The organism is Paracoccus sp. SCSIO 75233 (assembly GCF_027912675.1).
In the GTDB taxonomy this organism is placed as follows: domain Bacteria; phylum Pseudomonadota; class Alphaproteobacteria; order Rhodobacterales; family Rhodobacteraceae; genus Paracoccus.
The window spans coordinates 1,312,441-1,325,404 of sequence record NZ_CP115757.1 but is presented as its reverse complement, the minus strand read 5'-3'; the positions used below and the strand labels follow the sequence as shown (position 1 = coordinate 1,325,404).

Below are 12,964 nucleotides of genomic sequence, written 5' to 3'. Positions count from 1 at the left end.
CTTGATCGCCGGGCTGGTGCTGCTGCCGGTGCTCGCGCTGCTGTGGCAGGCGGCGCAAGGATCGGCCGGGCTGTGGTCGCATCTGGCGGCGAATGTGTTGCCGCATGCCATCTCGCAAACCGTGATGCTTCTGGCCGGGGTCGGGGTGCTGGTCGCGGTCATTGGCACAAGCTGCGCGTGGCTGGTCACGGCTTATGATTTTCCGGGCCGCCGGGTGCTGGAATGGGCGCTGCTGCTGCCGCTGGCGGTGCCGACCTATATCGTCGCCTACGCCTATCTGGACCTGCTGCACCCGCTGGGTCCGGTGCAGGGGGCGATCCGTGCCATTCTGGGCTATGACAGCCCGCGCGATTTCCGCCTGCCGGATATCCGTTCAATGGCGGGGGCGATCTTTCTGCTGAGCTTCGTGCTCTATCCTTATGTCTACCTGCCGACGCGGGCGATGTTCATGACCCAGGCCGCCAATCTGGTCGAGGTGTCGCGCGCGCTTGGCACCACCCGCGGTCAGGTGTTCCGTCGCGTCGCGCTGCCGCTGGCGCGTCCGGCCATTGCCGTGGGCGTCAGCCTCGCCCTGATGGAGACGCTGAACGATATCGGCGCGTCGGAGTTTCTGGGCGTCCGGTCGCTGACCATCTCGATCTATACGACATGGGTAACGCGGTCGGATCTTCCCGGTGCGGCGCAGATTTCGCTGGCGATGCTGCTGCTGGTCGTGGCGCTTGTTTCGCTGGAACGCTGGGCCCGCCGACGCCAGCGCTATTCGACCAATGCGCAGCGCGGACGCAGCTTTGCGCCGCGCGTTCTGTCGGGCAGGGCGGGCATCGCCGCCTTCGCACTCGGTTCTTTGCCGGTGCTGCTCGGCTTTCTGATCCCGGCGCTTTATCTGAGTATCGAGGCATGGAGGCGGTTCCAGTTCGCGGGCCTCTCCGATGTGCTTCTCACCGAGGCGCGCAATACCTTCCTGCTGTCAGCCATTGCGACCGTCGCGGTTCTGGTCTGCGGCGTCAGTATTGCCTATGCGGCCCGTATTTTCCCGCGCCCCGGTGTGCTGGCCGCGCAGCGTATTGCGACGCTTGGCTATGCGATGCCGGGGACGGTGCTGGCGCTCGGCATTCTGATCGTGGTTGCGGGTCTTGACCGGCAGATCGCGAAGCTGGCCGAAAACTGGCTGGGTCTGTCGACAGGGCTGATCCTGATCGGCTCCGGCGTGGCGCTTGGCTATGCCTATCTGGCGCGGTTCCTTGCTATCTCCGTCGGTTCGGTCGAGGCGGGGTTCAGCCGTATCCCGCGCAGCTACGATCAGGCGTCCCGCACGCTGGGCCACGGCGTGTCGGGCACGCTGTGGCAGGTCCATATGCCGCTGTCGCGGGGCGCAATGGCCGCAGCAGGCTTGCTGGTGTTCGTCGACTGCATGAAAGAGCTGTCCGCCACGCTGCTGCTGCGCCCGCTGAACTTCGAGACACTCGCGACGCATCTGTATGGCGAGGCCGCGCGCGGCACCTATGAAGACGCCGCGCTTGCTGCACTCGCCATTGTACTGGTCGGCCTGCTGCCGGTGATATTGCTGGCCCGCGTCGGTCGAGGCGGGCCGGGGTCCTGATTTGGACTGTTGGGGGTGAAAGGCTTTGGGGCCGATCCTTGCAGTCATTGCCATTATCAGGAATGAGCTAAGACCCTAAACCAGACCACCCGCAAATGCCGACCCCGTCGGGGTGTTCAGAAGTGCGTCCATCGGGATATCCTCCTGTTTCAGGAAGCCCTGCTGTGGCAGGGTGCCTTCGCGGACCATCTCGATCACGGCGACGACAGAGCTTGCGGTTGTCCATGCGATGGCGGGGCGCTGCTGGCCGGCGAGGTCCAGCGGGTAGTAGGCGCGCACGAATTCCTTTCGCGCTAGCTTGCCGCCGGTCGTGCCTTCGGCGGCGACATGGACATAGACCACATCGTCCTTCACCGGCGGCTTTGCGTTGACGAGGATATCCTCGGCCTCGGCCCGGCGTTCACGCATCAGCAATTCGTGGAAGAAGAAATTCATCAGCTTGACGTGACCGGGATAACGCATGGTTTTGTAGTCCATGTTCGGCACCCGGTCCTTATAGGTCTCGCACATCGTGCCGAGCCCGCCGGAGGTGGTGAAGGCTTCGAGTTCGACGCCGCCGATGACGTGTTTCTCGACCCATTCCATTGCCGAGACCCATTTGACGGTCCCTTCCTCGATAACCTCGCAATCGTTCAGATATTCGTTGACGACACCGGCGGGCGACCAGTTGAAGGCGTAGCCCATCAGTCCGGTCGGGTGCTGGGGCAGGGCGCCGACGCGCATCTTGCAGGACCGGCAGTCGTCGAATTTGGAGATCAGATCGGCACCGACGATGCCGACGAAACCGGGGGCAAGACCGCATTGCGGGGCCATCAGACCTTTCGAGGTTTTCGACAGTTCGATAATCGCCTTGGTCGTCGGCACATCCTCGGTCAGGTCGAAATAATGGATGCCGGCGGCGTGGGCTGTTTTCGCCACGTTGATGTTCAGGTGAAAGGGCAGGCAGGAGAGCAGCCCGTCCACCTGTGCCAGCTCCGCTTCAAGCGCCGCGACATCTGCCACATCGACGGGCTTCACCTGATAGGGGCGATCATGATCCGTGACCGCGTTGTCGAGGCCGGTGACCTGAAAGCCGCGCTCGTTCAGCAACTCCGCGGCAAGGCTGCCGACCTTTCCAAGGCCGAGCACTGCGATTTTTTCCATCCCTGTTTCCTCCGTCTGACGGGTGGTTTCAGGCCGAGTTTCCCAAGCGGGTTCGTTGATTTGAAGCGGCTTAAACGATAGAAACGTCGGAAAATTCTGACAGATCGAAGGGGAATTTCATCGAAATGACGATTTCTGACAAGGACCGGCAGCTTCTGACCGTGTTATCGGAGGATGCAAGGATGCCGATTGCGGTCCTTGCGCGTCGTCTGGGGCTGTCGCGGACCACGGTTCAGGCGCGACTTGAGCGTATGGAGCGTGAGGGCGTGGTGGCGGGATATGTGGTTCGGCTGTCGGACAGCTATTGGCGCAATATCGTCCGCGCGCATGTCATGATTGTCCTGAAGGAAAAGGCGCTTGGCGGCGTGGTTCAGGCGCTTCGCAGCCTGCCGGAGATCAGTGCGGTCCACTCGGTCAGCGGCAGCGTCGATCTGATTGCAGAGGTGGCGGCACCGTCGATCAGCGATCTCGACCGGACGATTGACAGGATTGGCGAGATGGATGGGGTTGCCAGAACCCAGTCCTCGGTCATTCTGTCGACGCGCTTCCAGCGCTGAGGGGTCCGGGGCCTTGCAAGCCGCGTGACGGATGTGCTGGCTATCGTATGAATCGCTCAGGGGCGAATGGTGCGGCAGGAATCTCCGTCGCTTTTCGCTCCATCAGATCGGCCAGAATGCGGGCCGTTCCGGGCGCGGTGCTGAACCCTATATGCTGATGGCCGAAGGCAAGAAACAGCCCCCTGCGGTTCGGCGCTTCGCCGATGACCGGACGGCTGTCGGGCATGGTTGGCCGGTGGCCGAGCCAGGGTTGCGGGTCAAGCCGTTCGCCAAGCTCGATGGCCTGATATGCGGCTGCTTCGGCCATATTGAGCTGCGCGTGATTGGGGGCGGCGTCGATTTCGGTCAGCTCCACGCCCGTGGTCAGGCGCAACCCTTCTGCCATCGGGGACAGAACATAGCCGCCGCTGACGTCAAAGACCGGACGGGTCAGGGAGGGATGAGGCCCGGAAGCCGCACCTGAATAATGCATATGGTAGCCGCGTTCATACCCCATCGGCACCCGCATCCCCGAGCTTTCGAGCAGTTTGCGCGACCACGGCCCCAGTGCGACGACGACCTTGTCCGCGCTCAGCGTGGAACTGTCCGTCACGACCCGCCAGCTATCGCCGTCCTTTGCAACTTCCCGGATATCTGCCTTGCGGATTTCTCCGCCCCTCGCCGCAAACAGATCGGCATAGGCGCGCACGACCGCCCCCGGAGCATTCACGGAATAGCAGTCCTTTACCCAAACCGCGCGCGCGAAGATCGGCTTTAACCCGGGTTCGTGCTGTTGCAATGTCGGTGCATCGAGGATTTCTGCCTGAACCCCAAACTGTTGATAGATGTTCAGCGCCAGCGCCGATTTCTGGAAATCCGCGTCGCGGCGATAAAGGAAGAACCAGCCGGTGTCGTTGAGCCTGCCGGTTTCCTTCGCCGCCGCCAGAAGATCGAGATGCAGCGGTGCTGACAGGCGGATCAGCGCGTCGAGAGCGGTCGCGGTCTTGTTGAAAGCCTCCCGCCGTGCATTCGCCAGAAAGCTGATCGCCCAGCCGGGATTGCGCAGGATGAAGGGCAGCGAATAGCGCAGCGCGCATGTGCGGTTGGTCAGCAGTCGCGGCAGTTTCGACCAAAGCGTGGGGTTGTTGAGCGGCACCAGTGACGAACGGGAAATGACACCGGCATTCCCGAAAGACGTCTCTGAACCCGGCTCCGCGCGGTCGACCAGCGTCACCTGTCCGCCGCGCGCCTGTAGCTCCAGTGCCACACAGACCCCGACGATGCCCGCGCCGAGGACGACGATTTTTTGGCCTGCCAGATTATCCAGCGTGGTCTCCCAAAGCGAATCTGTTTTGACGGGTCTATATCCGGCTTTCGCGCCGGGACCAGCCGCATTTGTCAAAGGGCGGCGATATTTAACGATCCGACCGGCAGAACAGGGCAATTCATGCTTTCCGGGTCGCATGTATTACGGGTCCGGCATGCCAGAGAGCCTGCGCGTTGGTGCGGGTTCTCGATAGCGGAGGCCCCCCTTGCCGGCAATCATCTGAGCTTTTGAATTCGTCATTCAAATTGCGACTCCGTCTTGCAACTTATCCATATATCAACTAACTTGGATATATGGATAAGAATCGCGCTCTCACATCTCTGGCCGCCCTTGGACAGGACACAAGGCTCGATGTCTTTCGCCTGCTGGTGAAGGCTGGGCGTGATGGGATGCTGGCCGGTGAAATATCGACCGCACTCAATGTCCGGCAGAACACGATGTCGGCCAATCTGTCGGTTCTGTTGCACGCCGGGCTGGTGCGGAATGAGCGTGAGGGCAGGGCGATCAGATATTTCGCCGACATGACCCATATGCGCGGGCTGCTGTCGTTTCTGCTTGAGGATTGCTGCGGCGGAAAGCCGGAGCTGTGCGAGCCCTTGCTCGAAGAGTTAATCTGTAATTGCTGAGGAATTCCGAGATGCCTGACAAGTACAACGTGCTGTTCCTATGTACCGGAAACTCCGCCCGGTCGATCATTGCCGAAGCCGTTCTCAACCGGGAAGGTATCGGCAAGTTTCGCGGCTTCTCTGCCGGATCGAAACCGAAAGGGGATGTGCATCCCTATACGATCGACCTGCTGAAGCGGCTGAATTACAACACCGATTTCGCCCGATCGAAAAGCTGGGACGAATTCGCGACGCCGGATGCGCCCAAGATGGATTTCGTCTTCACCGTTTGCGATCAGGCAGCGGCGGAAGAATGCCCCTACTGGCCGGGTCAGCCGATGACCGCGCATTGGGGCCTGCCGGACCCTGCCGCCGCGACCGGGACGGAGGCTGAAATCCGGCTCGCCTTCAGTGAAACCTACCGGATGCTGCGCAACCGGATTTCGATCTTTGCCAGCCTGCCGATGAAGTCGCTCGACAAGCTGTCGCTTCAGGAAAAGCTGGACGAGATCGGGAAGACCAAGGAAGGGTCCGAGACCGCATGACATTTACCCCGTCCCGCCGCCTCGTCGCCGAGGGGCTCGGCACCCTGTTGCTGGTCTGTACCGTGGTCGGGTCGGGCATCATGGCGGACGCGCTGTCCGCCGATGATGCTGTCTCGCTGCTGGGCAACACGATCCCGACCGGCGCCATCCTGATCGTGCTGATCACGTTGTTCGGCCCCGTCTCGGGCGCACATTTCAACCCCGCCGTGACGCTTGTGTTTGCGCTGCGCCGGGAATTGCCGGTGACGCTTGCGGTTGGCTATGTCGTGGCGCAGATCGCGGGCGGCATTCTCGGCTCCTTTCTGGCGCATGCGATGTTTGACCTGCCAGTGGTGCAGATCTCGCAGAAGCTGCGCACCGGGGATGGGCAATGGCTGGCGGAGGTCGTGGCCACGTTCGGGCTGCTTGCCAGCATCCTCATCGGGCTTCGCGTCAAGGCGGAGGCGATCCCGTGGCTTGTCGGTCTGTATATCACGGCAGCTTACTGGTTCACGGCCTCGACCAGCTTCGCCAATCCTGCCGTTGCCATTGCGCGCGGTTTCTCCGACAGCTTCGCGGGGATCAGGCCCTTGGATGTGCCGGCTTTCGTCGTGGCGGAGATCATCGGCGCATTGATCGCCGCATGGTTCGTCGCATGGCTGTTCCAGCCACAGGCGGCACAGCAGGACAACGTCAAATAACAGGAACGACATGACCATCGTTATCCATCACAATCCCGATTGCGGGACATCCCGCAACGTCCTCGACATCATCCGCAAATCCGGCGAAGAGCCGGTTGTGATCGAGTATCTGAAAGAGGGCTGGACACGCCCGCAGCTTCTGGCGCTGTTCGCGGCTGCCGATCTGACGCCCCGCGAAGCACTGCGGGTCAGCAAGTCGCCCGCCGCCGAGCTTGGCCTGACCGATCCGGCCGTGTCGGACGACGACCTGCTGGACGCCATGCTGGAACATCCGGTATTGGTGAACCGTCCTATTGTGTGCTCGCCGAAAGGGGTGCGCCTGTGCCGCCCCTCCGAAACGGTCCTCGACCTGCTGGAAAAACTGCCGCCGGGACCGCTGCACAAAGAGGACGGGGAACTGATTATCGATGCGGAAGGAAACCGGATTGCCTGACACGCCTGCACTCGACGAAAGCCATTTCAGGACAATTGATCCGAACTCTCTCTTTCCGGCCGCAAGAACGACGTCTCCGCCGAAATTTTTGCTGCTTTATGGTTCGCTTCGGGAACGCAGCTTTTCGCGGTTCGCCGCCGAGGAAGCCGCGCGGATCCTGCAACGCTTCGGGGCTGAGACAAGGATCTTCAACCCGTCCGGCCTGCCTTTGCCGGACGATGCCCCGGTCGATCATCCGAAGGTCGCGGAACTGCGCGATCTGGTGACATGGTGCGACGGCATGGTCTGGTCGTCGCCGGAACGGCATGGCGCGATGACCGGCATCATGAAAACCCAGATCGACTGGATCCCGCTATCGCTCGGCGCAGTTCGCCCGACACAGGGCAAGACGCTGGCGGTGATGCAGGTCTCCGGCGGCTCGCAGAGCTTTAACGCCGTGAACCAGCTTCGCATCCTTGGCCGTTGGATGCGCTGCCTGACGATCCCCAACCAGTCCTCTGTCCCCAAGGCGTTCCAGCAGTTCGACGAGGAAGGGCGGATGAAACCGTCGCCCTATTACGACCGGATCGTCGATGTGATGGAAGAGCTGGTCCGCTTCACGCTTCTGACGCGCGATATTCGTGAGCATCTCGTTGATCGCTATTCCGAACGTAAGGAAAGCGGCGCGGAGCTGATCAGCAGGGTCAACACCACTGCGGCCCGGTAAGCAGACCACCCTATCGCCTGACCTGTGGCCCGGCGCGACGCGAAGGAAGGTGCCGGGTTCATGCCGCTGGCCTCAGAGGCCGCGCCTTATTCGCGAACTTTTTCCAGCAAGCCGACGACTTCGCGGAACATGACACGCTGACGTTCCTGATCACCGGACTGGATCGCGTCTTCCATGCAGCTTCGGGCGTGATCTTCGATAAGCAGACGCTCGACCGCCCGAAGGGCGGACCGGATGGCCGCCGTCTGGTTCAGAATATCGACACAGTACCGGCCTTCTTCGACCATGCGCGAGACGCCTTGCACCTGACCGTTCAATCGCGACAGGCGTTTCAGGATTGCGTCACTGTTTTGCTTGCTATGCGGCATGAATTGCCTCCGCGGCTCGGAAATTGGACTTGATTTATACCCTGCTGGGGTATAGGACAAGAAAAATATACCCCCTACAGGTATTTGCGAGAGGGACGTTCATGGATCACAAGCACCACGGTTCTCACGGCAATTCCGCTTCGGATACGACATCTCACGGCGCGCCCGCGATGCCTGAAGAGGGTAAGGCTATTGACCCGGTCTGCGGCATGCAGGTGACCATCAAACCGGAGGCTCGGCAGCGCGAATATGACGGCGAAACCTTCTATTTCTGCTCCGATGGGTGTCAGTCGAAATTCGACGGCGATCCGTGGTTCTACGCATCCGGTGCCGCGGCCCGGGTTGAGACATCGACCCCCGCAGGCACGCAATGGACCTGCCCGATGCACCCCGAGATCATCCGCGACGAACCCGGTGCCTGCCCGATCTGTGGCATGGCGCTTGAACCGATGGTCCCCTCGGATGAGCCGAGTGAGGAACTGACCGATTTCACCCGCAGGCTGTGGATCAGCGTTGCAGCGGCTGTGCCGCTGCTGATCCTGACGATGGGGGAGATGGTCGGCATTCCGGTCCGCGACTGGATCGGACACCGGACGGCGATTTGGCTGGAGTTCCTTCTGGCAACGCCGATTGTGCTGTGGGCGGCGCGGCCCTTCTTCCAGCGCGGACTGGATTCGTTTCGGAACCGTTCCCCGAATATGTGGACGCTGATTTCCCTCGGGGTCGGGGCGGCGTATCTCTATTCGCTGTTTGCGACCTTCCTGCCGGGTATCTTCCCTGAAGAATACCGTATGGGCGAAACCGTCGGCACCTATTACGAGGCCGCCGTGGTCATTGTTGCGCTGGTGTTCGTCGGGCAGGTGCTGGAGCTACGGGCGCGTGAACGAACCGGCGACGCTATCCGCGCGCTGATGGATCTGGCACCAAAGATGGCGCGCCGGATCCTGCCGGATGGCACGGAATACGACGCACCGCTGGAGAATATCATGGCCGGCGACCTGTTGCGGGTGCGGCCCGGCGACAGCGTGCCGGTTGATGGCGAAGTGGTCGAGGGGCGCTCCTCGGTCGATGAAAGTATGATCACGGGCGAACCCGTGCCGGTCGAAAAGGTCCAAGGCGACCGCGTGACCGGCGGCACGATCAACAAGAACGGCTCGCTGGCAATCCGCACCACCGATGTGGGCGCAGATACCGTGCTGGCGCAGATCGTGCAGATGGTGGCAGGCGCCCGGCGGTCCAAGGCGCCGATCCAGGGTCTGGCCGACCGCGTGTCCGCCATTTTCGTGCCGACGGTTGTGGTGATCGCCATTCTGGCTTTCATCGTCTGGCTGATCTTTGGCCCCAGCCCGTCCTTCGTCTTCGCCATCGCGTCGGCTGTCTCGGTGCTGATCATCGCGTGCCCCTGTGCGCTTGGGCTGGCGACGCCGATTTCGATCACCACAGCTGCCGGGCGCGGCGCGCAGGCGGGCGTTCTGGTCAAGAATGCCGAGGCGCTGGAGCTGATGGCCGATGTCGATACGCTGATCGTCGACAAGACCGGCACGCTGACCGAAGGCAAGCCGGCGTTGACCGATGTGACCAGCTTCGGAGATGTCCCCGAGGATGAATTGCTGTCCGCCGCCGCCGCACTGGAGCGCGCTTCCGAGCATCCGCTGGCCGAAGCGATTGTCGACGGTGCAAAGCAACGCGGTCTGGGCCTTGGCAGTGGGGAGGAGTTCGAGGCGATCACCGGCAAGGGCGTCATCGGCAAGGTTGATGGCCGCGATGTGGCGCTTGGCAACAATGCGCTGATGAAATCACTCGGCATCGACTGCGATACGGGCGAGGATACCGCCGACCGTCTTCGGGGTGAAGGCAAGACGGCGATGTTCGTGGCGCTGGACGGAAAGCTGGCAGGCCTCGTCGCCGTCGCCGATCCGATCAAATCTACCGCCGGGGCTGCGATCCGCGACCTGCATGAACAGGGGATCAGGGTGATCATGGCCACGGGTGACAATGAACGCACGGCGCAGGCGGTCGCATCGCAGCTGGGTATTGACGAGGTCCGCGCGGGAATGCTGCCCGAGGGCAAGAAGGATCTGATCGACGGCCTGCGCGACAAGGGCCGCAAGGTCGCTATGGCAGGGGATGGCGTGAACGATGCACCGGCCCTCGCCTCGGCAGATGTCGGTATCGCCATGGGAACCGGCGCCGATGTGGCGGTCGAAAGCGCCGGCCTGACCCTGCTCGGCGGCGACCTGACCGGCATCGTCCGCGCCCGCAAGCTGGCCGTGGCAACGATGCGCAATATCCGCCAGAACCTGTTCTTCGCATTCGCCTATAACACGGCAGGCATCCCGATCGCCGCCGGCGTGCTGTACCCGGTCTTCGGCGTGCTCCTGTCACCCATGATCGCAGCGGCCGCCATGTCGCTATCCTCGGTCTCCGTCATTGCTAATGCGCTGAGGCTGAAGCGGGTGAAGTTGTAAGGGAAGGATAGGGGGCCTATTCGGTGATTTTCGGATTATGCGTTACTGAAATGTGCTGACCGGCCTGTTTGTCACGGCGGCCCTGTCCACCGAAACACGCCTGAGCATGGACAATGACGGCGGGAGAGACATTTAACGCCGCCAAGAACCCTGGGTCTTCGTTCTTAGATAAGTCTCAGAACCGCCGCCGAAACGCTTCAGACGACGGCGTTATTGTAGTCGATACACTAACACTGATAATTTATTGATTTTATAATCAATGCATTAGGAAATTCGGGGTGCGGATTGTGAAGTTGCTGAAGTAGTTTTGCACCGCAACAAAACAAGAAAACAAGTGGTGCGGATCGGCAACTAATTTGGGAGCAAGCATAGTAAAATGCCCATGAACTGACGGGTAGTGTTCATTTCCCGGCCGAAGATACCTAGCATCTGCGCCGCGAGCAGAACGGCCAGCCTCATGATCCTTTAACATGATGGGAAGGCCGAGATGAAATCCGCATATTACTATCGCTTTGTAACCGGCACGTTAGGTGCTTTGCTGGGTGGTGCAGCACTGCCCGTTTTAGCGCAAGAAATCACCGCCGAAAGCGATCCGGTTGTTCTGGATACCATTGTCATCACGGCGGCGGGCTTCGCGCAGCAGATTGTCGATGCACCGGCGACGATTACGGTGATCGACAGCGATGATATCGCGTCGAAGCCCTATTCCAGTGTTGCGGATGTGATGCGTGATATTCCCGGCGTGGTTGTCAGCGCGCCGTCTTCGCGTTCGGGCGGGGAGCAGGTGTCGATCCGGGGCCTCGGTGAGGAATATGTTCTGACGCTGATCGATGGCAAACCAATCGGCAACTCGCAGGAAGCGACCTATAACGGCTATGGCAGCGGCCTCGCCAAGACCTATCTGCCGCCGCCGTCGGCCATCGAGCGGATCGAGGTGATCCGTGGGCCGATGTCCTCGCTTTACGGTTCTGCCGCATCGGGCGGCGTGATCAATATCATCACCAAACCTGTTGCAGATGTCTGGTCCGGTTCGACCACGGTCGGATTGACCAGCTACAAGAACGGGGATGCGGGTGATGCGCGCGAGGCGCGGTTCTATCTCAGCGGTCCGGTTTCGGATCGGCTCGGGCTGGCGCTGTTCGGGTCGTATCACGACCGCGACAAGGACAGGATGGTTGTGTCTGGTCGCAGCGGTGACACATTGCAGTCGCAGGAGATCGACCGGAAATCGCTCGGCGCGCGGCTGAACTGGGTCCTCAACGATATGCAGGATCTTTCCTTCGAGGTCGCTTCGAGCACGAACGATACCGAGACGACCACATTGGAAACCGGCGACTCGAACGGGATCGGCGTCGACCGGATGAACTATAGCATCCGGCATAATCTCAGCTGGGGTACGGGGTATGAAACCACCTCCTTCGTGACCTTCGAGGATGTCGATTTCGAGAATGGTAATAACGTCTCGGGCTACGAGATGCTGAACTTCAACTCGAAAACAAACATGGCTTTCGGCAATCATGAGATGACCGTCGGCATCGATTATCGCGATGAAAAAACCGTGCATGATCTGGACCGCTTCCTGTCCGATCCGCGCGACCAGAACGCGAGACCGAATGCAGCGATGGAGCGCTGGCACTGGGCGTTGTTCGGTGAGGATAACTACAGCATCAATGACGATCTGACCGTGACGATGGGTCTGCGCTACGACGATAACGAGAAATATGGATCCAAGGTCACGCCCCGCGTCTATGGCGTGTGGCATGCGACCGATGCGCTGACCATCAAGGGCGGTGTCAGCGGCGGTTACAATGTGCCGTCACTGAAACAGGCCGACAGCAATATCTTTGAGTCTGCCGGTGGCGGACGCGGCAGCGATCAGGGCAATACCGATCTGAAACCCGAAGAAACCACCAATTTCGAAATCGGCGCGATCTGGGAAAGTGCGGGCGGGGCGCAGCTTGGCCTGACCGCATATCACACCCGCTTCAAGAACGGCATCGACCGGAATACGGTCTGTGATATTGCCGTCGACACCGATTGCGGGCAGCGGCCAAATGGCGACCCCAACCAGTGGATCCGTCAATATGTAAACCGCGACCGTGCCGAGTTGAGCGGCATCGAAGCGACCGCCGATTTCTCGCTGGGCGATGTCGATATCGCGATGAACTACACCTATGCCGACAGCAAGATCACAAAGGGCGAGGCCGAGGGCGAGCGGTTCAACAACAATCCGCGCCACGTCGTCAATATCGGCGTCGACTGGCAGGCAACTCCGGCGCTGAATACCTGGGCGAACGCGCAGTATCGCAGCGATACCTTCGATACCGGATCGTCCTTCGTTGAAGAGCACGCCACGTTTGATATCGGCGTGCATTATGACGTCAACGACAATTTCCGCGCCAGCGCAGCGGTTTACAATGTCGGCGACAAGACCTTCGGTACGACCAATTATAATGACGGCCGTCGCTACTTCGTCGGTCTGACAAGCACGTTCTGATCGCAAGCAAACGGATGGGGGTCGGGCGAATGTCCTGTCCTCCGTCCGTTCGTTCC

The 12,964-nt window shown here is 61.0% G+C and carries 12 protein-coding genes; 9 read left to right on the top strand and 3 right to left on the bottom strand.

Annotation, left to right across the window (positions count from 1 at the left end):
* The first annotated feature begins 1 nt into the window (after window position 1).
* Window positions 2-1,600, top strand: a complete 1,599-nt coding sequence (locus PAF12_RS06390) for an iron ABC transporter permease (RefSeq protein ID WP_271109281.1) — start codon at window positions 2-4, stop codon at window positions 1,598-1,600.
* Between the two features lie 75 nt (window positions 1,601-1,675).
* On the opposite strand, the gene PAF12_RS06385 is transcribed toward PAF12_RS06390, so the two are convergent.
* Window positions 1,676-2,743 carry a saccharopine dehydrogenase family protein gene (locus PAF12_RS06385; RefSeq protein WP_271109280.1) on the bottom strand — a complete coding sequence of 356 codons (1,068 nt, stop codon included), beginning with the start codon at window positions 2,741-2,743 and terminating at the stop codon, window positions 1,676-1,678.
* A 125-nt stretch (window positions 2,744-2,868) separates the two neighbouring features.
* Between PAF12_RS06385 and PAF12_RS06380 the strand changes: the two genes are divergently transcribed.
* Window positions 2,869-3,300, top strand: coding sequence for an Lrp/AsnC family transcriptional regulator (locus PAF12_RS06380; RefSeq protein WP_271109279.1), 432 nt, complete (start codon window positions 2,869-2,871; stop codon window positions 3,298-3,300).
* Between the two features lie 40 nt (window positions 3,301-3,340).
* Here PAF12_RS06380 and PAF12_RS06375 read toward each other — a convergent pair whose 3' ends face one another.
* Window positions 3,341-4,681, bottom strand: coding sequence for an FAD-binding oxidoreductase (locus tag PAF12_RS06375; RefSeq protein ID WP_271109278.1), 1,341 nt, complete (start codon window positions 4,679-4,681; stop codon window positions 3,341-3,343).
* A 218-nt stretch (window positions 4,682-4,899) separates the two neighbouring features.
* Here PAF12_RS06375 and PAF12_RS06370 point away from each other — a divergent pair, with 218 nt between their 5' ends.
* The 5 genes from PAF12_RS06370 to arsH are packed head-to-tail and all read left to right on the top strand — an operon-like array spanning window position 4,900 to window position 7,575.
* On the top strand, window positions 4,900-5,232 hold the full coding sequence (locus PAF12_RS06370; RefSeq protein ID WP_271109277.1) for a helix-turn-helix transcriptional regulator: 333 nt from the start codon (window positions 4,900-4,902) through the stop codon (window positions 5,230-5,232).
* An 11-nt stretch (window positions 5,233-5,243) separates the two neighbouring features.
* On the top strand, window positions 5,244-5,756 hold the full coding sequence (locus tag PAF12_RS06365; RefSeq protein ID WP_271109276.1) for an arsenate reductase ArsC: 513 nt from the start codon (window positions 5,244-5,246) through the stop codon (window positions 5,754-5,756).
* Window positions 5,753-6,436, top strand: coding sequence for an MIP/aquaporin family protein (locus tag PAF12_RS06360; RefSeq protein WP_271109274.1), 684 nt, complete (start codon window positions 5,753-5,755; stop codon window positions 6,434-6,436). The genes PAF12_RS06365 and PAF12_RS06360 overlap by 4 nt, the downstream gene beginning before the upstream one ends.
* 10 nt (window positions 6,437-6,446) lie before the next feature.
* Window positions 6,447-6,869, top strand: coding sequence for an arsenate reductase (glutaredoxin) (gene arsC / locus PAF12_RS06355; RefSeq protein WP_271109272.1), 423 nt, complete (start codon window positions 6,447-6,449; stop codon window positions 6,867-6,869).
* A complete protein-coding gene (gene arsH / locus PAF12_RS06350; protein ID WP_271109270.1) occupies window positions 6,844-7,575 on the top strand; it encodes an arsenical resistance protein ArsH in 732 nt (243 codons plus the stop codon). The genes arsC and arsH overlap by 26 nt, the downstream gene beginning before the upstream one ends.
* Before the next feature lie 86 nt (window positions 7,576-7,661).
* Here the strand turns inward: arsH and PAF12_RS06345 are convergent, their stop codons facing one another.
* On the bottom strand, window positions 7,662-7,943 hold the full coding sequence (locus PAF12_RS06345) for a metal-sensitive transcriptional regulator (RefSeq protein WP_271109269.1): 282 nt from the start codon (window positions 7,941-7,943) through the stop codon (window positions 7,662-7,664).
* A 170-nt stretch (window positions 7,944-8,113) separates the two neighbouring features.
* On the opposite strand from PAF12_RS06345, the gene PAF12_RS06340 reads away from it, so the two are divergent.
* Window positions 8,114-10,411: a heavy metal translocating P-type ATPase gene (locus PAF12_RS06340; RefSeq protein ID WP_271109657.1), complete on the top strand. Its 2,298-nt coding sequence runs from the start codon at window positions 8,114-8,116 to the stop codon at window positions 10,409-10,411.
* 487 nt (window positions 10,412-10,898) lie between these two features.
* Window positions 10,899-12,908, top strand: coding sequence for a TonB-dependent receptor (locus PAF12_RS06335; protein WP_271109268.1), 2,010 nt, complete (start codon window positions 10,899-10,901; stop codon window positions 12,906-12,908).
* The last annotated feature ends 56 nt before the right edge of the window (window positions 12,909-12,964 follow it).